We start from the raw sequence: 17,039 nt of genomic DNA on the forward strand, positions 1-17,039 counted from the left end.
GGGCCTAGCGCTTGTCGCCGGCGTCCTGTGCCGGCGCGGCCGCCATATAGCCCAGGCCACGCACGGTCTGAATCAGGTCGACGCCAAGCTTCTTGCGCAGCCGGCCGATGAAGACTTCGATCGTGTTGGAGTCGCGATCGAAATCCTGATCGTATAGATGTTCGATGATCTCGCTGCGCGACACGACGCGTCCGCTGTGATGCATCAGATAGGCGAGCAGCCGGTATTCATGCGACGTGAGCTTCACCGGCGCGCCGTCGACGACGACGCGGCCGGCTTTGGTGTCGAGTCGGACCGCGCCGCAGACGATCTCATTCGTCGCATGGCCGGTGGCGCGGCGCAGCAGCGCGCGGATCCGCGCCAGCACTTCCTCCATGTGGAAAGGCTTCGCGACATAATCGTCGGCGCCGGCGTCGAAGCCCTGCACCTTGTCGCTCCAGCGGTCGCGGGCGGTAAGGATCAGCACCGGCATGTCGCGTCCGGCGGCGCGCCATTCTTCGAGAATGGTCACGCCGTCCTTCTTCGGCAGGCCGATGTCGAGAACGACGGCGTCATAGGGCTCCGTCTCGCCGAGATGCCAGCCTTCCTCGCCGTCGAAGGCGCGGTCCACCGCATAGCCGGATTGTTCGAGCGCGCGAACGATCTGGCGGTTCAAATCCTTGTCGTCTTCAACAACGAGCAGCCGCAACGAGTCCTCCCTGCATGCCTGGGCTCAGTAGTCTATAGCGCCGGTATGAGCCCGGCCGCTGAAAGCGTCGACGCGAATTTTGACAATATGGCCATCGCGGCGCAGCAGGCTGATCTCATAGATAAGTCCTTCGCCCAATTGGCACAGTTTCGCGCCCAGCGGCTCGCCTTGCAGCCGCACGGCGGCCTCCCGCATGCTTCGGAACGGATCGGCGAGCTTATGCGCTTCGATCTTGCCGCGCGCCTGCGCCATGGTGAAACATTGCATATGCGCGGGAGGCGGATCTTCGGCGCGCGCCGAACATGCGGCGGCGGCCGTCGCCGCGAGGGCGGCGACGGCGAACGTCCGTAGTGCAAAACATCCGGCGGCCGGCATACGCCTCTCCCCGCCGCATATTCGGCCGAAAGCCATGAATGCGCAATGAATAGCCGCGCCCCCGCCGCGCTCAGCTTCCGGAAGCGCGGCAGGCGTCTCGCGTTTTCTTGTAATCGACGATCATCGCGGCGAGAGGCGCGCCCTTGGGCAATGCCCTCAACTGCTTCGCCGCGAGTTTCTGGTCTGCGAGCGAATAGGCGACGAGCGGCGGACAGCCGCCGCCCGTCGATCGGCACGCCGCAACGGCGAAGCTAAAAACGACCAAGATCGAGATCTTGCGAAACATCCTCGACGCTCCTGCGCTCGACCATGATTTCCGCCTGCCGCTTCGCGGCGCGCAAATCCGCTTCGTCGCGGCGCGCCTTTTCCTCCTCGCCGCCGCCGGCGACGAGGCGCGCGAGCAAGGCGCGCCCCAGACCGTAGAGGACGAGGCCGGCGACGACGACGAGACCGAGTTCGGTCAGCCGCGACATGTCACGCGGTTCCGGGCGGCGTCGACGTAATGCTGCGCATGATCGCCATCAGCGCCGCCGATCCGACGGCGACGGCGCCGGCTTTCGGATCATTGAGGACGGCGATCCAGTCGGTCGAGGCGAGCGCGCCGAAAAGCGCGACAAGTCCGGCCGCGATATAAGTGCGATAGCCTTGCATGTTGAACTTCCTTTCGTAATGCCGGAAAGCCGCCGGCGCGGTTTCACTTGCGGCCGAGCACGCGCGAGACGAATGGGTCCATGGCGAAGGCGGGGCCGGGATCGCGCTTACGCGTCGGCGCGATGTCGTCATGACCGGCGATTTCGGCGATGCCATAGGTCTGGCAGATCGCTTTCGCGATATCGACGGCGGCCGAGATTTGAACGGCGGGATAGATCATCCAGGGCTTCTGCGCGCCCTTGTCCAATTTATGCGCGAGCATCGCCACTTGGCTCGCCGGCACGCTTCTTCCGTTGCAGTCGGCGAATTTGCCATTGGCGAGCTTCGTCAATGGACCGGGATTGGTGAGCTCGATGCCGATCGAAAATGAGTTGCAGTTCGAGCGCCGTTTCCAAACGCTTTTACCGGCGTGCCACGCGACGCGATTGAAGGGCGCGAGCTGAGTCGCCGTTCCGTCGAGATGGATGACGAGATGCGCCGAGGCTTTCGCATTCGGATTGCACAGTCAGGAGATCGCGCCCGTCGCCGATTGAGAGGCGGTGTAATGCATGATCAGCAGCGAGGGTTTGAGAACGCCGCTGACGTTTGGCGTCGGCCTTTGCGCGACCGGCTTGTCGTCGAGATGCAGGACATGATTCTTCACGGCGTAGGCCATGAGCCGACTCCTTCCAGTTTCGTCGAATGGGCGTGTTGAGGCGCGCGAACTCTCTCGCGCGTCGCCGGCGATTCACGGCTCGATGGGAGTCGAGCGGGAGCGCCGCCAGTTCTTGGTCAGGGTTCGCCTGGGGGCGCCTGAATCAGAAGAATTCGAAGATGATGGCGTAGCCGGCGCCGCCTGCGCCGCCGGCGCCGGACGCCGCGCCGTTGCGCGACGCGCCGCCCCCGCCGCCGCCGCCGCCACAGAGTCCGCCTGCGCCGCCCGCGCCCGGCGCGGTGAGATCGGCGGCGCCGCCGCCGCCCCCGCCGCCCGCTTGTTCGAGCGGACCGACGCCGTTCGACCATGCGCCGCCAGCGCCGCCATCCTTGACGCCGCCCGTCATTCCCGCGCTTCCTGCGTTGGCGGCGCCGGCGACATAAACCGTGCCGCCGGCGCCGCCATTGACCGGCGTATTGCCGGCGGTAATGCCGCCGCCGGCGCCGCCGCCGGAAGGACCGGGCAGATTGAGGCCGCCAGCGCCGGCTGTCGCGCCGGTCGCTGAACAGCCGCCGCCGCCGGAGCCGAAGGGCAGGGAAAGATTGGCCGCGCCCGCGGCGGCCGAGCCGCCGCCGCCGACTCCTAACGCGCCAGCGCCGCCCGTCGCGCCTGAACCGTTCGCGCCCGCCATGACGGGCGAACCGCCAGCGCCGCCGCTGGAGCCGCCGCCGATCTGTCCGCCCGCGCCGGACCCGCCGCCGAAGGCGATCAACAAGGCGCCGAAGGATGTGTTGCCACCCGTCGCGCCATTCGCCCCGGCGCTGGAGTCGACCGTCTGCGGCGCGCCGCCTGCGCCGCCCGCGCCAATCATAATCGCTTGCGAAGCGCCGATTTGGGCGGCGGCAAAGCGGCCGCGCGCGGGTGCGCCGCCGCCGCCGCCCGCGCCAAACAGCAACACATCGGCGAAGCGCAGGCCGGGCGTCGGCGTATAGGTTCTGCTCGACGCAAAGACGCGGACCTTCGTCGGGCCGCCGCTCGGAAAGGCGACTTCGCCAGTCGTCCTGTCGACGACGACCGCTTCCTTCCAGGTTGCGCCGTCGGCGGAGACCTTGACGTGAAAATCGTCGTCGCCGGTCAGGCCCGTTTCGGCGCGAGCGGAAGAGCTCGATTCATAAAGTTGGGAGACGGTTTTTGCCGCGCCTTCCTTGTTGAGCGCGAAGCGCAGATCGCCGGAGCCGCCTTCGCCGACAGTTCTTGCGGTAAACAGCGTCGCATTGAGTTTCGCGAGCAGCGGATTGGCGACGTCGGCGGTTGCGCCGACGCCGAGCAGCGAAAGATTCTGCAGCTGGCGAAACGACAGGCCGCAATCGATCCATGCGGCGCCGTCATGGAGCAGCAGGAGCTGTTCCGCTTCGACATAGGCGCGCCAGCCGGGCTGCGGCGAAAGAAAACTCCAGCCGCCCGCAAGAAATGTCGCGATCTGATCGCTCTTGCCGGCAAAGTCGCCCGTCGCGCCGGCGCCGATAAGCAAACGATCGCCTTCCGTCGGCGTTGTCGGCGGCGACGTCACGTTTCGGGCTGAGACCGCGAGCTGCGTCAGCGCATCGATCAGCGCCAGGGCTTCATTATGCGTGACGTGTTTTTGCGCTTGCGCCGCGTCGAGAAAGGGCAGCGCAAGATGCGTGGTTTGCGTCATCGTTTCGCCTATTGGACGGTGAGAGTCGTCGTCAGCGGAAAGCCGCGTCCGACCGTCGCGCTCATTTGATAGAGCGAGAGCGTCAGTTCGCTTTGCGGCGCGCCGAAATCGGCAAGTTCATCGGCGGCAGGGTAAAGAAGCGTCGCTGCCGCTGCGGTCAGCGTGCGCTTGTCGCTCCCAGGCAGCGCGATGTCGGCTTGGTAGGATTCGCTTTGCTCGCCGAGCGGAATGTCGAACGCTTCCCAGGCGTCGGAATCGAGCCGGCCACGCCGCGTGAAGTCGATGACGATTCCCGCCGGCGTGCGCAGCGCCCGCGCTTTGGTCGGCGGATAGGGACGTAGAGCCTTGTTCGTCGCCGTGACCGTCGGCTGAACGAAGATCGGCTCGGCATAATCGCGATTGACTGGGCCGATGCGATAGGCGATCGGCGCGCCGATGTCCGAGACCTTTCGCGCCAGCGGCGCGATTGCGTCATTGAGCAGCACGATTGTCGAACCGGCCGGCGCGACCCGCGCCGCGAGATGTTCTTCGCCGCCGAGTCCGCGAATGAGCCGCGACAGGCGATAGGTCCTTTCACCGATCAGCTCGGCTTGCGCGAAAGCGAAAATCTCCCACTCGTCGTCGACGCGGATCGCCATCGCCGTGCGTCCCGCAAGCGCGGCGAGATCGCCGACCGACGAGAGTTCTCCGGCGCCGATTTTCACGGTGACGGCGTTGCCCCTGTCGAAACGCCCGAGCGGACCGGCGTTCAAGACATCGAGCGTCTCGCCGATGATCGCGCGTTTTTCGATTGTCGCGACCTGGTCGTAGCCGGCATCGAAGCTGGATGCGCTTCTCCATATTGCAAGAGGGCCTGGCCATGGATCGGCGAAGGCCGCGACATAGGAGAGCGCCTTCTCGTCGCGCGCGAGCGCGAGATCGAGAATTTCCACCCGCGCCGGGCCGACGATTTTCGGCGAAACGACATTGGCGCGTCGAAGCAGCGGCGCCGCCGCGTCGTAGACCGAAGCATCCGCCGCGCGGGCGCTGATCCGCCGCGCGGCGCCGTCGGCGACGCGCTGGATTTGAAACAGCCGGTTTCCGCCCGCCGCCCCGAGCCTGATAAGATCGCCGGGCTGCAAGGCGATGAGGCCCCGCCGCACTGCAAATTCCGCGGTCTCGCGTCCGATCCACAAATCCTGGAGCCAGATTTCCGCGAGCGCCTGGGCATTGGCGCGATGCGTCATCACCGCCGCCTGCGCTTCGCTTTGTCGCGCCGAACGGCCTTCGAGTCTGCGCGACAGGACTCGCGCCGTCTGGAAGTCGTTTTCGGAATCGGAGAAGGAGAGCGCAATCTCGTGGGGCAGTTCGCTTTCCTGCGTGCGAGTCAGCGTGACGAGCGACGCGGCTTTTCCGCCGACAAGATCGTCGTCGCCGATGTCGCGCACCGGCTGACCTCGCCGCTCGACGAAGCGCAATGCGCCGCCGTTCGCCACCGCTTCAAAGCCAAAGAGCGCGGCGAGCGGATCAATCGCCTCGCGCGGCGACATCGGCCGCTCCAGCACATAGCCGTCGACGAATCCGCCGATGTTCGGACGCTGCGCAACGACTTCGGGCGCGGAACCCGCGGCGGCGAGCGTCGGCAGCAGGCGATCGAGCGGCGCGCCTTCGAGGCGCCCGTTCAGCCAATGGCCGGTCTCCCAATTGGCGGCGTCGCTCCATACGTCGCTCTGAGTGGGAAAGGCGGGGAAGGGGCGGGCGTCCCAGCACCAGATATGCAGCCGCGACGGATCGACCATCGGTCCGCCATAGACGCTCGACGTCGGATTGCGCGCGGCGCCGCCAGGAGAAGACGGATCGAAATGCGCGATCATCGCCTCGATGAATCGCGCCTGCATGAGATCGTCGCGGCCATTGCGCGAGAAATAAGGGAGCCCGCCTTCGCTCGATCGCGGATCGGGAAAGACATTCGGCGCATTGGCGCCGCGATCGACCGCGGGGCATCCGGTCTCGACGATCCAGATCGGCTTTGATTGCGGCGTCCACGCGGTCGGCGCGGCAAGCTCGGCGCCGCCGACTCGCTCATAATGCGGCTGCGACCACCAGGACAGAATGTCCTTCTGGCGAAAGACCCAAGGCTTACCGAGCCCGTCGCTGATCGGCGCGCGATCCTGCGCCGCGCGCGCATTGGCGTCGGCGTAATACCAGTCGTAGCTTTCGCCCGAGTCGACGCGCGATTTGAGATAGGCGAGCTCGTAAATGCTCGCCGCTTCCTGTGCGTCGAGATGGGCGTCGCCGTCGCGCCAGTCGGAAAGCGGCCAATAGACGTCGATCCCGACGAAGTCCACGGCGCTCGACGCCCACAGCGGATCGAGCGGAAAGCGCACTTCGCCGCTTGCAGAAACATGCGCGCCATATTCGGTCCAGTCTGCGGAATAGGAGATTTTGGTTGGCGCGCCGAGGATCGTTTTCGCTTCCGCGGCGAGCGCCGTCAGCGCCGCGACGGCGGGATATTCGCCCGGACCCGAACGCACGCGCGTCAGGCCGATCAGTTCGGAGCCGATGAGGAAGGCGTCGACGCCGCCAGCGGCGACGCAAAGATTGGCGCAATGCAGAAGAAAATCGCGATAGCGCGTAAAGAAAGCGTCGAGCTGCGTCGCCGCCGCGGCGCTCCCGTCAGGCGAACCGGGCCGTCCAGGCGCCGGATCGCAAGTGATGCGTCCCCGCCAGGGAAACACCGGCTGTCCGATCGCGCCCGTATAGGGATCGGGCAACGCATTGCCCGGCGGCACGTCCATCATCACGAAGGGATAGAAGGTCACCGCAAGACCGCGCGCCTTGAGGTCGGCGATCGCCGCGATGACCGACGCGTCGCTCGGCGTGCCGCCATAGGCGGAGCGTCCGTCGATTTGCGACACAAGTCGCGCGGTCGAACGAACCAGTCCGGCGACCGACCAATCCGGCGGCCAGAAGGGGCCGAGCAGAAAGTTGAACTGACCGATGGTTTTGAAGAGCGAGTCAATGCGCGGCGCGATCGCGCAATGTTCGGCGCGAAGATCGTCGCCGAACCAGGCGACGACCAGCGCGACGCTTTCGAGATTGGGGCAGAGCGCCTGCAAGGCGTCGATCGAGGCGGCCCAGTCGGTCGCCGCGGTGAGCTGATGGCGATTTTCGGCGGCGGTGGCGCCAGGCGAATAGAAATTGAGTTTGAGGCCAGGGTGATAGCCGGCTTCCGACGCGCCGGGAATAAGATCGACCGCTCTTATCAGCGCGCCGATTCCGTTGACCGGCTTCACCACTTCGAAGGTGAATTGCGGAATGCGATTGCCGAAAGCAGCGAGCGGCAGATCGTCAAAAACGATATAGGCGAGTCCGCGATAGGCCGGCGCGTTTTCTGCTCCTTCTTTGGCCGCGATCAGCGGATCGGGCTCTTGATCTTCGGTTCCCATATAGATGCGGATCGGCAAAGTTGTCATGTCGAGCTCGGACCCGTCGGCCCAGATTCGTCGCACGAAGACGATCGGTCCTTCGCACAGTCCGATCGCGAAATTCGCGAAATAGGAATAGGTGAATTGAATGTTGAGGACCTCGCCGCCGCCGCCGCCCTTGCCCTGTTGCTGCGCCTGACCAAAGGAGACGTTGACGCGTTCGAGAAAACGCGTCGCCCAGATCATCTGGCCGCCGATGCGCGCCCTTCCATAAATGCGCGGCACGCCGGCGCCTTCAGTGGACGTAATCCCGTCCATCGATTTGAGCCGTGGACCGATTGAATAGCGCGGCGAGGCGTGCGGTTGCAGCACCGAGTCGATGACGGAGCCGCCGAATCCGCCGAGGAGCCGGCCGATCGTGGAGCCGACAGGTCCGCCGATCGCGCCGCCGGCGACCGAGCCGATGGTCTGCAGAACAAGTGTGGCCATGAGGGTCTCGCACAGAATCAGCATTGTCATTCCCGACAGGCCGGAGGCCTGATCGGGAAATCAGAGCAGCTTCATGAATCTCAGGATATGTTCTGCGTTCCCGATCGCGCCCGTCGCGCGCGTCGGGAACGACAGACGTGTAGCTTCTTCAATCCGCAACGCCCGGAAAGGCGAAGGCGGCGACAAGCTGCTTGCGCCAATGCGCGCCGATCGCGACTTCCGCCACGCAGGCGCCGGCATGCGCGTGAATCATATGTGTCGCCGAGGTCGCGACGCCGAGATGTTTCGCCGGCAGATAGTCGCGAAAGCGAAACAGGAGAGTATCGCCCTCGCGAAACTCGCTTAAGGCGACCGAGCCGAAATGCCGTTTCGCGGCGTCAAACAAAGTCTCGGTGCCCGAAGCCTCGGCCCAATCCGGCGTGTATGGCGGCGCCGCTTCCGGTTCTTCACCGATCACCTCGCGCCAGACGCCGCGCACCAGTCCGAGACAATCGCAGCCGACATGGATGAGCGACGCCTGATGCGCGTAAGGCGTGCCGATCCAGCGCCGCGCCGCCGCGACGATATCGGCGCGAGTCATCTAAAGAAGCTCCCGCCGTCCATCGCCGGCGCGAGCGAACTCGGATAGGCGATGACCCGGTCATTGCCGGGCATATGCGGAAAGCCGCGGAAGTTGACGATATTGCCGAACTTCAAGAGACAGGTTGTCGGCGACTTGTCGCATCCGGCGGTCATCAGAACTTCGTCGCCTGCGGTGATGGCGCCGCCGGGCGTTGTCCATAGAGCGACGGTCGCCCGCAAATTCTCCTGACGATGCGACTTCACCGTGAATCGCGCGTCTAGATTGGCGCCGCTGGCGAAGGAAAAAACGCCGCCGGCAAAAAAGCCGCTGTCGAAATTTTGCGATAGATCGATGTCGATCACGCCGCCGGCGAAGGCGGCGACGACTCCCGTCGCGTGAAAGCCTGGCGTAGTTAGATTGAAGCCGCAGCGCGCATCGCCGAGATCGGCGGAGCAATTGCGCTGAAAGGCGCGGCCCTGCTGCTGATCGAAGAGATGCGCGCTCGAACGCAGCTCCGCAGAGAAGGCTTGCTCGCCGCGACGCACTTCGCCGATCGTCGCAATGTCCAACAAAGCGCGATCGGCGACATTGGTCCAATCGACAAGCCATGTCTCGACCGACGCGCCGTCGTAAATTCCATTCAGAAGATCGGACTCGGTAAGACTGTCATCGCTCAAGGCGCCGGCGGCTTCGCCCGTTCCCGGCGCAAAGCCGACGCCGGATTCGAGCTGCGACGCCGAGAGCCCGGTGTTGGCGCGAAAGGTGACGCCGTTGAAGGTCAGATCGCGATCATGGTCGGTAAAGCCCATCACCGTCGCGTCGTTTCGCGACACGCGCCAGCACTGGCAGAATGTCGTGGCGCGCCGATCGAGCTTCGCCTGCATCGAAGGAGAGAGCGACAACATGAAGTTTTTTCCAGTTGATTGATAATTCCCGCGTCATTGCGAGAAGCGCGGCGACGAAGCAATCCAGAGCCGTGGGCGCGACTCTGGATCGCTTCGCTCGCAATGACGGGTGGCCTATGGAACTATCTCGATGATCGGAATATTGGGAATCGCGCCGGCTTCGAACGCCTGCATGTCGATTTCCAAAAAGTCCGTATCGAAGCGCGCTGGCACGTCGAAGTAAAAGCCGGCGGTGACGATGGCGTCCGTCGCGGGAATCGCGCTTGGCGCGAAAGACGCGATCCCCGTCACGGCGTCGACGCTCACGTCAAGCGCCGATTGTTCGACGCCATCGACCGCGATGCGCGCCGTTCCCGCGACCGGCTTGACGATGTCGCGCGCATAGGGCGAAAACACGCCGCCATATGTCTTCACAAGCTGGAAGGCGGCGCGCGCGCCGTCTCCCGTTCCTATGATTTGGTCCGTCGGGCTCGGCGCGGCGCCGGGCGGACAGGAGGCGCAGTCGGCGCGGTCGCGCCAGCGAAAGCCGTAAAGCCGACCGCGCCGTTCCTCGAAAAATTCGATGATCTGCGCAAGCTGCGCGAGACTCTTAACGCCATAGCCCGCTTCATAGCGTCGCCGCGAATGAGCCTAGCGGGCGTTGCGCGCTTCGCGATTGGAGCCGAGCGTGACGATTTCGGTGCGCCGCTCAGGCCCGCCGCGTCCGCCTAAAGAAACATCGAGCGGAAAGCGAACCTCGTGAAAATCGCTCATGCCGGCTGCGCCTCGTTATAGATTGCGCTGGCCGCGCGCGACGGCGCGCGCCAGCGCGCCGGTAATCTGCGCTTCGGAGTTGCGGAAACTTTCGACATCCTGCGCCGCGATGTTGACGGTGACCGAAACCGGGCGCGCGCCGCCGCTCTGCGCGACGACGCCGAGCCTGCCGTCCGAACCGCGGGCGAGCGGCATGACCGCCTCGGCGCCGCGTTCGCCCATCAGCCCGATCGCGCCGCCGTTCGCGAAATAGGTTGGGCTCGCGACGACCCCGCCTTGCGCGAAGGGCAAGATGTTTCCGGCGCCGCTGAAGGCGCCGGAGAATAGGCCGCTCAAGCCGCTGACCAGTCCTTCAGCGAGCGCCTTGGTTCCCTCGCGCAGCGCCAGGCGCGCCAGAGATTGCGCGATCGTCGAGAGCACGTCGTTGAAGCTGCGGCCGCTCGCCGACGCCGAGCCGAAGCCGAGTTGCAGCGTCTTCGAAACATTCGCGGCCGAGACGTTGATCTGATCGAGCAACAGCTTTGTCGTGCGCAGATCCGGCGTCGCGATCGGCGCATTGGCGCCGGCTTCGTTGAACGGATCCGGAAACGGGTCGAAATTCGTCGTCATGTCGATCCTGCGGAGTCGGGAAAACGGCGCATCAATTCGTCAAGCGCGGCGCGCGAGGGCGCGCCCGGCGCCTTGCCGTAAACGCCCTCCGCCGCGCAAAAGAGTTCGCGCGGCGTCATCGACCAGAAGTCGCGCGATGAATGCCGCAGGACGCCCAGCCCGAAGGCCATGGCGCGCACGAAGGGAAAAGGCGCGCGTTGAGAGGGGCCACGCGCCAATCCTTCCGCTTGCATCAGGCGTCCTGCGGCGTCGGAGGGTTTGCAGGGGCGCCGTTCTCCGGCCCATCGCCGAAGGTCGCGGCGAGGAGGTCGGCCGCGATGCGCACATAGCCTGCAAGCCCGTCCGAAACTTTCATTCTGGCGACCTCTTCGTCGCTGATGTCATGCCCCGCGCCGCGAAGGCCGCAGCCGATGATGCGCAGAATGTCGCGCGCCGCGAGCCGTCGCTCTTCGAAGCGGCCGGCGAGCGCGATGAGATCGCTGGCGCCAAAGCCGCTCTCGAGTTCGGCAAGCGCGCCGAGCGTCAGGCACAGCCTGAATGTCCTGCCGTCGAACGTTGCGTCGATTTCGCCGCGCTTTGTGTTCGCCATGTTTTCCTCACAATGCCGCGAAGGCGAGCGCGCCCGCTGATTCGAGCGAAATGTCGAAGGTGACTTCCGCAGCATATTCGCCGCGGTAGTCGAGATTGGCGATTTGGAAGAGGCCGGAGAGAACGCCGAAATCGGGAATGACGATCTGCCACTCGCGTAGCAGCCCGTCAAAAAAGGTCTGGCGCAGCAGCGCATCCGAGGCCTGATCCTTGAAGACGCCGGTTCCCGAGACGCTCGCGCGCTTCACGCCGGCGCCGTCGAGCAATTCGCGCCAGCGACCGCTCGACTCGGCGTCGGTCACATCCACGCTGTCGGCGTTGAGGGCGAGACGGCGCGTGCGCAATCCGCCAATCGTGACGAAACTTGCGCCGTCGCAGATTTTGAGCAGCAGATCCTTGCCTTTCTGGGCGGACATTACGAGGCTCCGTTAAAGATATTCGGTCGTGGCGCGAAAGCGCAGATTGACCCGGGCGAAGCGGCCGTTCTGGTCGCGGCGCGTCTCCATGGATTGGAATCGCAAATCGATCAGCCGATGGTCTTGCAGATTGAGCGGCGCCTCATTGAGGAGACCGACGATGCGCTGGGCGAGTTCGAGCGCCTCGGATAATCCGCGCATCGTCGACGTGACGCCGAGGGTGAAGAATTGCTCGGCGCCGGGCGAAAGATCGGCCGACCAGTCGCGCAGCTGCACGTCGGCGAAGAGCACATAGGGCGGCTCGACGCCGCGCGGCGCCTCGTCGTAGAGCTTGTCGCCGAGCGCGGCGGCGAAGCCTGAATCCGCGAGAAGAAAAGCGCGGATCGCCTTGCGCAGCGCGACGACGGGTGAAGCGCTCATGTCGATTCCCTTAAGAAAGCTCTTCGCATTGGCAAATCAGAAAGCGCCGACGCTCGTCGGGATCGACAACGGATTGGATGCGAAGCTTGCGGTCGCGAAAGAGGAAGCGCATGTCCTTTGCGACGCCGTCGCGCCAGCGGATGGTCACCACATGGCTTGTCGTTTGCTCGTCGCGCTGCTCGACGAAATCCTCGCGGGCGCCTCCCAGCGCAACGCGCGCCCAAAGATCGGTGACCGGCGCGAAGCTGCGCGAGAACCCGCCGGCGCCGTCGGGCGCGTCGATCGGCGACTCCAGCGTCACCCGATGGCGCAAGGCGCCAATTCCAGGAAAGGCGCTCACCGTAGCCGCTCCCGTCGAAACGGCGCTGCAAGCTGCGCGACCGCGTTCGGCAAGGCGTCGTCGCCATCGTCGCCGCGATGTTCGCGCCAATGCGCGACGAGGACGAGGATCGCGTGACGCAGCGGCTGCGGAACGTCGCTCGCGAGCGCGCCATAGCCGACCTCGAAGTCGATTTCGATTCCATCCGTCGCGCGTCCCGGCGCCGGCGGCGCCGAAGCGAAGCCGATGCGTCCGCCGTCGTTCGACGGCGGCGCCCGATAGCTCGCTGCAGCGAGCGTCTGCGCCACGTCGTTGGCGTCGAAAACGCGGATCGCCGTCGCCGCCTCGAAAGGCGCGAAGGGGATGTAGAGCGCCGCGCGCGAAGCAACCTCATCCGGCCAGCAGTCGAAAACGAGACGCCAGCTTTGCGTGATGAAGAAGCGCCGCGTATAGGATTCGAGCGTCATCCGCGCGGCGACGATGAGCGCCTGGATGAGTGCGTCCTCGTCGGCGCCGTCTTCGCGCAGCCATGATTTGGCGTCGGCGAGCGAGACGGGCTCGATCGCCGGCGCGCCGATCAGCATCGGTCGCATCGGGCGTCCTGCATTGTGAGAGAGAGAAAGGCCGCGACGTTCGCCGCGGCCGTGGTTGCCGGTCCGCCTTACGACGCCGCGAACTTCAGCAGCTTGATCGCCTCGAAATTCTGCACGCCGCCGCCCACCCGCTTCGTCGTATAGAACAGCACATAGGGCTTGGCGGAATAAGGATCGCGCAACACCCGAATGCCGACGCGGTCCACCACCACATAGCCGCGCTCGAAATCGCCGAAAGCGATGGAGAGCGAATTGGCGGCGGGGTCGGGCATGTCCTCGGCTTCGACGACCGGGAAATTCATCAGCGAAGCGGCGCCGTCGGCGGTCGCGGGCGGCGCCCAGATATAATCGCCGGTCGTCGTCTTGAACTGGCGCACTAGCGATTGCGCGCGGCGCCCCATCACGAATTTGCCGTTCTGGCGGAAGCCGGCGCGCAGCGCATAAACGAGATTGATGAGCGCGTCGGAAGGGTTGCTCGCGGCGAAGGCGCCGGCGGCGCCGGTCGCCACATAGCCGACATTGCCCCAGCTCCAACTCGAATCGGCGACCGTCGTATAGGAGAGAAAGCCCTTGGGCTTATTCACCCCGTCGCCGCTGACGAAGGCGGCGCCTTCCTGTTCGGCGAAGGCGGTCTGCACTTCCTCGGCGATCCATTGTTCGATGTCGACGACGGAATCGTCGAGCAGCGCCTGAGTCGCCGCCGGCATGGCGTAAAGCTCCATCGCCGGAAAGGTCATGTCGGCGAGTTGCTGATTGCCGGTCTGCGGTCGCGGATCGGCTTCCGCCACCCATCCGGCCGCCGGCCCGCTCGTCGAAAAGGCGCGGCGCAGCGAGGCGCCGGAGATTTCGCGCACGCCGGAGATGGCGCGGATCGGCGACAGCTTCGCCAGTCTGCGCAGCACTTCGCGTTCAGTCGGCAGCGGCACGAGATAGCCGCCGTCAGCGCCGGAGCCGCGCGACAGCGCCTTGGCTTCGAGCGCCTTGAGGCCGCTCGCTTCGCCGGAGCGCATATAGTGATTGAAGGCGCTTTTATGCTCGCGCCCGCTCACGTCGTCGACGATTTTGCCGCCGATGCGCGGTCGCGACATGTCGAGCGCCAAGCGGTCGAGCCGGCTCTTGGTGTCGTCGAGCGCCTGGTCGATGCGCACGAGCTTCTCTTCGGTCACGACATCGGCGCCGAGACGGCTCTCGAGCTGCGTCAGACGCTCGTCGTTCGTCTGCTTGAAGGCGCTGAAGGCGCGATTGAGATCGGCGAGAATGTCGTCGCCGGCGGATTTGGTTTCAACTGCTGACATGTGTAGAGCCTCATGCTTGGCGCCGGCGTGAAAAAAGATCCCCGCGCGACTCGCGTCGCCGGGATGAAGTCCGCGCGGGGGAATTCCGTCTTGGAATGAGTCGATTGCGCCCGACGGCGAGAGCGCGGATCGATGTGGCCGCTCAGGAGCTTTTGGACACGCGTCGTAACGCATGGGCGAATTCAAGCTCGGCGCGCTGCGCTCTTAAGCGCGCGAGCTTCGCGACAAGCGTCTCCATGCTCGGCGCTGCGCTGTAATTATGTTTCACCGCGCCGATGCGCGCCTGTGGCAACATCGGAAAGGTGACGATCGAGATTTCCCACAGATCGACCTCTTCAAGCCGCCGCACGCCGCTCGATTTTTCGGTCGTGGCGCGCTGCGTGCGAAAGCCGATGGAGAGGCCGTCGATCGCCCCCTTGCGCATCAGCGACAGCGCCTCGCGCGCCCGCGCCACGGAGAGATCGAGGCGGCCTTCAACCTTGAGCCCACGCGAATCTTCGACGATCGAGGTCCACATCCCGATCGGCTCGGCGGCCTGATGCTGCCACAGCATTTTCACGCCCTGGGCGCCGCGCTTGATCAGCGAGCGCGCGAAGGCGCCGGCCATCACCATGTCGCCGCCCGAGTCGACGACGCCGAAGAGGCTGGCGTAGCCGGAGAAGGCGCCGGCCGCATTCGCCTGCGGCGGCGGCTGTTCGGCACGCTTTGTTGCGGGCGCGCCAATTCTTCGCATTGCCGCCATCAGCTCTTCTCCGCCTCTGCGTTGATCGGCGCATGACTCGCCGCGCGGGCCTCGGCGCGTAGCTGCGCCAGCAATTCGACGAAGGTCTTGAAGACGGCCGAGTGGTCTTCGCGCCGGCGCGCGTTGCGCGCGCGCTGACGCCTGATGAGAGGCGGCAGAAAATTTTTCCTATTCATCAATCGCTCCTGCAGCGTCGATTGAAGCGCGCGAGTTCGCGCACGAAGGCGTCGAGGCGACGCGTCGCCTCGCTGAGTTCACGCAAGGCGAAATAGGCCTGCGCGGTGGCCGCGCAGGCCCAGAGGAACAGCGCGAGATGCGCGAGATCGCCGCGCTCCAGGATGGCGTCGAGAATGGCGGACATGAACGATGGCTTCTTTCGATCGAAGCGGCCTTGCCGACGCGCTCCCATTCGCTTGCGCGCTCGCTCGCCAGCGCTTCGAGACGGTCGGCGTTATAGTCGAGGCGAAAGGGACCGAACCCCGGCTGCAGCCAGGCCTGAAAGCTCTTCTGCACGCGCGCGACAAGCGGCAGCACGGTCTGGCGCCAGAAGGCGCGATTGGCTTCAGTATAATTGCTAAACGTATTGTCGCCGGGCAGACCCAACAGCAGCGGCGGCACGCCGAAGGCAAGCGCGATCTCGCGCGCGGCGCCTGCCTTCGACTCGGTAAAATCCATGTCCTTTGGCGAAAGCGACAGCGCTTTCCAGTCGAGCCCGCCTTCGAGCAGCAGCGGCCTTCCGGCGTTGGTCGCGCCGCTCTTCGAAAGCGTGAGGCTTAGATCGAACTTTTCTTCTTGCCGGAGATTATATCCATTAAATCGGATTTCGAGATTCTCTGTCCGCGATCGGTGATGTGAATATATTTGTCGGGAATATCGTCGAGTATCGCCGTGTCGACTTCCAGACCGTTGCTCGCCAGGAGGTGAGCGAGTACATATTTCGCGTCAAGGACGAGCGCGCGAAAATTGTCCCATTCCTCTGCCAACGGCGCTTTTCTCAATTCCTCGATCGCTTCCATATCGCGGCCCAGCCGGCGCAAATTCTCCGCGATCTTTTTGGAAACTCTTGTCTGGCATCGACAATCCGATCCGATCGCGCGCAGTGTGTCGATGGCCTCCTCATGCCGGCTCTCGGCAGAAAGTGCGGTCGCGCGCCAGTGCTCGATTTGGCTTCGTTCGTCCGGATCGCGGCCAGGGGAGGCGGTATCCAGAACGGTATGCAAGGCTTTCCAGTCGCGCTGGCGGTAGAGATTGCTGCAATGATCGTCGATGTTCATCATAACACCCGTTCAAACTGTATTTCCGCCACACGCCGCGCTATGTACTGAGACGCTTGCTTAACCCATCATAGAAATTGCCGCCGCATCTTAGTCGCCTCAGAAGTCATCTCGCTTGCATGCATCCGCAGCCCGGACTTTTCCCGGGAATCATCGCCAGCAAATCGGCCTTCGTGATCCTCTTGCCGCGCGATGTTATGTGTATGTAGTTCTCCGGGATTTCGTCGAGAAGCGACGGTTCAACGTCGAGTCCATTCGTCGCCAAGAGATGCGCAAGAAGATATTTGGCGTCCACGACGAGCGCCCGATAACGCTCCATTTCCTCATCCATCGGCGCTTTGTTTAATTCGTCGATCGCCTCCAAATCCCTTCCGAGCCGTCGCAGATTTTCTGCGATATCCGCGTGAACCATTGTTTTGCATGAAAAGTCATCTCGATTTGCAGTCAGGACGTCGATTGCCTCTAGACAGCGGTCTTCCGCCTCCAGCGCCGTCGCGCGCCAATAGGCGACGCAGCAGCGCTCCTCTGCGTCATAAGGCGCCGCGGCATCGAGAGCGCTATGCAAGGCGGGCCAGTCGCGCTTGCGATAGAGCTTCGAAAATTCATCGCGCAATGCCATGGTC

24 protein-coding genes and 2 pseudogenes are annotated in these 17,039 nt (G+C 64.6%); all 26 read right to left on the reverse strand.

What is annotated here, in order from left to right; genetic code table 11:
• Nucleotides 1–4: 4 nt before the first annotated feature.
• Entirely contained in the window at nt 5–688 is a 684-nt protein-coding gene (locus tag U1E20_RS15845; protein WP_409981594.1) for a response regulator transcription factor, read from the reverse strand.
• 24 nt (nt 689–712) lie between these two features.
• The gene (locus U1E20_RS15850; protein WP_409981595.1) at nt 713–1,063 is read right to left on the reverse strand and encodes a PepSY domain-containing protein; all 351 of its coding nucleotides are present in this window, start codon (nt 1,061–1,063) and stop codon (nt 713–715) included.
• A gap of 70 nt (nt 1,064–1,133) precedes the next feature.
• Nucleotides 1,134–1,349 carry a hypothetical protein gene (locus U1E20_RS15855; RefSeq protein ID WP_409981596.1) on the reverse strand — a complete coding sequence of 72 codons (216 nt, stop codon included), beginning with the start codon at nt 1,347–1,349 and terminating at the stop codon, nt 1,134–1,136.
• Entirely contained in the window at nt 1,315–1,536 is a 222-nt protein-coding gene (locus tag U1E20_RS15860; protein WP_409981597.1) for a hypothetical protein, read from the reverse strand. The genes U1E20_RS15855 and U1E20_RS15860 overlap by 35 nt, the downstream gene beginning before the upstream one ends.
• 1 nt (nt 1,537) lies before the next feature.
• Complete coding sequence (locus U1E20_RS15865; RefSeq protein ID WP_409981598.1) at nt 1,538–1,714, reverse strand: hypothetical protein; 177 nt, start codon at nt 1,712–1,714, stop codon at nt 1,538–1,540.
• A gap of 43 nt (nt 1,715–1,757) precedes the next feature.
• Nucleotides 1,758–2,219, reverse strand: a complete 462-nt coding sequence (locus U1E20_RS15870; RefSeq protein WP_409981638.1) for an N-acetylmuramoyl-L-alanine amidase — start codon at nt 2,217–2,219, stop codon at nt 1,758–1,760.
• Nucleotides 2,220–2,369 (reverse strand): hypothetical protein, encoded by a 150-nt coding sequence (locus tag U1E20_RS15875; protein WP_409981599.1) that lies wholly within the window; start codon nt 2,367–2,369, stop codon nt 2,220–2,222. It lies immediately after the preceding gene.
• Between the two features lie 142 nt (nt 2,370–2,511).
• Entirely contained in the window at nt 2,512–4,044 is a 1,533-nt protein-coding gene (locus U1E20_RS15880) for a DUF2793 domain-containing protein (RefSeq protein WP_409981600.1), read from the reverse strand.
• A gap of 8 nt (nt 4,045–4,052) precedes the next feature.
• Nucleotides 4,053–7,940 (reverse strand): glycoside hydrolase/phage tail family protein, encoded by a 3,888-nt coding sequence (locus U1E20_RS15885; protein WP_409981601.1) that lies wholly within the window; start codon nt 7,938–7,940, stop codon nt 4,053–4,055.
• A gap of 148 nt (nt 7,941–8,088) precedes the next feature.
• The gene (locus U1E20_RS15890; RefSeq protein WP_409981602.1) at nt 8,089–8,520 is read right to left on the reverse strand and encodes an NlpC/P60 family protein; all 432 of its coding nucleotides are present in this window, start codon (nt 8,518–8,520) and stop codon (nt 8,089–8,091) included.
• Nucleotides 8,517–9,407, reverse strand: a complete 891-nt coding sequence (locus U1E20_RS15895) for a DUF2163 domain-containing protein (RefSeq protein ID WP_409981603.1) — start codon at nt 9,405–9,407, stop codon at nt 8,517–8,519. Before U1E20_RS15895 ends, U1E20_RS15890 begins: the two co-directional genes overlap by 4 nt.
• Before the next feature lie 114 nt (nt 9,408–9,521).
• Nucleotides 9,522–10,160: pseudogene (locus U1E20_RS15900) on the reverse strand (TIGR02217 family protein).
• 15 nt (nt 10,161–10,175) lie between these two features.
• Nucleotides 10,176–10,769 carry a phage tail tape measure protein gene (locus U1E20_RS15905; RefSeq protein ID WP_409981604.1) on the reverse strand — a complete coding sequence of 198 codons (594 nt, stop codon included), beginning with the start codon at nt 10,767–10,769 and terminating at the stop codon, nt 10,176–10,178.
• Nucleotides 10,766–11,002 carry a rcc01693 family protein gene (locus tag U1E20_RS15910; protein WP_409981605.1) on the reverse strand — a complete coding sequence of 79 codons (237 nt, stop codon included), beginning with the start codon at nt 11,000–11,002 and terminating at the stop codon, nt 10,766–10,768. Before U1E20_RS15910 ends, U1E20_RS15905 begins: the two co-directional genes overlap by 4 nt.
• Nucleotides 11,002–11,358 (reverse strand): gene transfer agent family protein, encoded by a 357-nt coding sequence (locus U1E20_RS15915; RefSeq protein ID WP_409981606.1) that lies wholly within the window; start codon nt 11,356–11,358, stop codon nt 11,002–11,004. The genes U1E20_RS15910 and U1E20_RS15915 overlap by 1 nt, the downstream gene beginning before the upstream one ends.
• A 7-nt stretch (nt 11,359–11,365) precedes the next feature.
• Entirely contained in the window at nt 11,366–11,773 is a 408-nt protein-coding gene (locus U1E20_RS15920) for a phage major tail protein, TP901-1 family (RefSeq protein WP_409981607.1), read from the reverse strand.
• Between the two features lie 12 nt (nt 11,774–11,785).
• Entirely contained in the window at nt 11,786–12,193 is a 408-nt protein-coding gene (locus U1E20_RS15925) for a DUF3168 domain-containing protein (protein ID WP_409981608.1), read from the reverse strand.
• Between the two features lie 10 nt (nt 12,194–12,203).
• Nucleotides 12,204–12,533: a phage head closure protein gene (locus tag U1E20_RS15930; protein WP_409981609.1), complete on the reverse strand. Its 330-nt coding sequence runs from the start codon at nt 12,531–12,533 to the stop codon at nt 12,204–12,206.
• On the reverse strand, nt 12,530–13,105 hold the full coding sequence (locus U1E20_RS15935) for a head-tail connector protein (RefSeq protein ID WP_409981610.1): 576 nt from the start codon (nt 13,103–13,105) through the stop codon (nt 12,530–12,532). The genes U1E20_RS15930 and U1E20_RS15935 overlap by 4 nt, the downstream gene beginning before the upstream one ends.
• 68 nt (nt 13,106–13,173) lie before the next feature.
• Nucleotides 13,174–14,400, reverse strand: a complete 1,227-nt coding sequence (locus U1E20_RS15940) for a phage major capsid protein (RefSeq protein ID WP_409981611.1) — start codon at nt 14,398–14,400, stop codon at nt 13,174–13,176.
• A gap of 142 nt (nt 14,401–14,542) precedes the next feature.
• Nucleotides 14,543–15,142, reverse strand: coding sequence for an HK97 family phage prohead protease (locus tag U1E20_RS15945; protein ID WP_409981612.1), 600 nt, complete (start codon nt 15,140–15,142; stop codon nt 14,543–14,545).
• Nucleotides 15,142–15,318 carry a histidine kinase gene (locus tag U1E20_RS15950; protein ID WP_409981613.1) on the reverse strand — a complete coding sequence of 59 codons (177 nt, stop codon included), beginning with the start codon at nt 15,316–15,318 and terminating at the stop codon, nt 15,142–15,144. The genes U1E20_RS15945 and U1E20_RS15950 overlap by 1 nt, the downstream gene beginning before the upstream one ends.
• A complete protein-coding gene (locus tag U1E20_RS15955; RefSeq protein ID WP_409981614.1) occupies nt 15,318–15,503 on the reverse strand; it encodes a hypothetical protein in 186 nt (61 codons plus the stop codon). The genes U1E20_RS15950 and U1E20_RS15955 overlap by 1 nt, the downstream gene beginning before the upstream one ends.
• 26 nt (nt 15,504–15,529) lie before the next feature.
• Nucleotides 15,530–15,904, reverse strand: a pseudogene (locus tag U1E20_RS15960) (phage portal protein); the annotation flags it as partial.
• Nucleotides 15,905–15,915: 11 nt separating this feature from the next.
• On the reverse strand, nt 15,916–16,419 hold the full coding sequence (locus U1E20_RS15965; RefSeq protein ID WP_409981615.1) for a hypothetical protein: 504 nt from the start codon (nt 16,417–16,419) through the stop codon (nt 15,916–15,918).
• A 103-nt stretch (nt 16,420–16,522) separates the two neighbouring features.
• Nucleotides 16,523–17,035, reverse strand: a complete 513-nt coding sequence (locus tag U1E20_RS15970; protein WP_409981616.1) for a hypothetical protein — start codon at nt 17,033–17,035, stop codon at nt 16,523–16,525.
• Between the last annotated feature and the right edge of the window lie 4 nt (nt 17,036–17,039).

It is taken from the genome of Methylocystis sp. (assembly GCF_046349115.1).
GTDB lineage: Bacteria > Pseudomonadota > Alphaproteobacteria > Rhizobiales > Beijerinckiaceae > Methylocystis.

Bases quoted from the DNA above. Each gene is read 5' to 3' on its own strand.
- U1E20_RS15850 (WP_409981595.1), bottom strand. From the start codon at position 1,063: ATGCCGGCCGCCGGATGTTTTGCACTACGGACGTTCGCCGTCGCCGCC.
- U1E20_RS15855 (WP_409981596.1), bottom strand. From the start codon at position 1,349: ATGTTTCGCAAGATCTCGATCTTGGTCGTTTTTAGCTTCGCCGTTGCG.
- U1E20_RS15860 (WP_409981597.1), bottom strand. From the start codon at position 1,536: ATGTCGCGGCTGACCGAACTCGGTCTCGTCGTCGTCGCCGGCCTCGTC.
- U1E20_RS15865 (WP_409981598.1), bottom strand. From the start codon at position 1,714: ATGCAAGGCTATCGCACTTATATCGCGGCCGGACTTGTCGCGCTTTTC.
- U1E20_RS15875 (WP_409981599.1), bottom strand. From the start codon at position 2,369: ATGGCCTACGCCGTGAAGAATCATGTCCTGCATCTCGACGACAAGCCG.
- U1E20_RS15880 (WP_409981600.1), bottom strand. From the start codon at position 4,044: ATGACGCAAACCACGCATCTTGCGCTGCCCTTTCTCGACGCGGCGCAA.
- U1E20_RS15885 (WP_409981601.1), bottom strand. From the start codon at position 7,940: ATGGCCACACTTGTTCTGCAGACCATCGGCTCGGTCGCCGGCGGCGCG.
- U1E20_RS15890 (WP_409981602.1), bottom strand. From the start codon at position 8,520: ATGACTCGCGCCGATATCGTCGCGGCGGCGCGGCGCTGGATCGGCACG.
- U1E20_RS15895 (WP_409981603.1), bottom strand. From the start codon at position 9,407: ATGTTGTCGCTCTCTCCTTCGATGCAGGCGAAGCTCGATCGGCGCGCC.
- U1E20_RS15905 (WP_409981604.1), bottom strand. From the start codon at position 10,769: ATGACGACGAATTTCGACCCGTTTCCGGATCCGTTCAACGAAGCCGGC.
- U1E20_RS15910 (WP_409981605.1), bottom strand. From the start codon at position 11,002: ATGCAAGCGGAAGGATTGGCGCGTGGCCCCTCTCAACGCGCGCCTTTT.
- U1E20_RS15915 (WP_409981606.1), bottom strand. From the start codon at position 11,358: ATGGCGAACACAAAGCGCGGCGAAATCGACGCAACGTTCGACGGCAGG.
- U1E20_RS15920 (WP_409981607.1), bottom strand. From the start codon at position 11,773: ATGTCCGCCCAGAAAGGCAAGGATCTGCTGCTCAAAATCTGCGACGGC.
- U1E20_RS15925 (WP_409981608.1), bottom strand. From the start codon at position 12,193: ATGAGCGCTTCACCCGTCGTCGCGCTGCGCAAGGCGATCCGCGCTTTT.
- U1E20_RS15935 (WP_409981610.1), bottom strand. From the start codon at position 13,105: ATGCGACCGATGCTGATCGGCGCGCCGGCGATCGAGCCCGTCTCGCTC.
- U1E20_RS15940 (WP_409981611.1), bottom strand. From the start codon at position 14,400: ATGTCAGCAGTTGAAACCAAATCCGCCGGCGACGACATTCTCGCCGAT.
- U1E20_RS15945 (WP_409981612.1), bottom strand. From the start codon at position 15,142: ATGGCGGCAATGCGAAGAATTGGCGCGCCCGCAACAAAGCGTGCCGAA.
- U1E20_RS15950 (WP_409981613.1), bottom strand. From the start codon at position 15,318: ATGAATAGGAAAAATTTTCTGCCGCCTCTCATCAGGCGTCAGCGCGCG.
- U1E20_RS15955 (WP_409981614.1), bottom strand. From the start codon at position 15,503: ATGTCCGCCATTCTCGACGCCATCCTGGAGCGCGGCGATCTCGCGCAT.
- U1E20_RS15965 (WP_409981615.1), bottom strand. From the start codon at position 16,419: ATGATGAACATCGACGATCATTGCAGCAATCTCTACCGCCAGCGCGAC.
- U1E20_RS15970 (WP_409981616.1), bottom strand. From the start codon at position 17,035: ATGGCATTGCGCGATGAATTTTCGAAGCTCTATCGCAAGCGCGACTGG.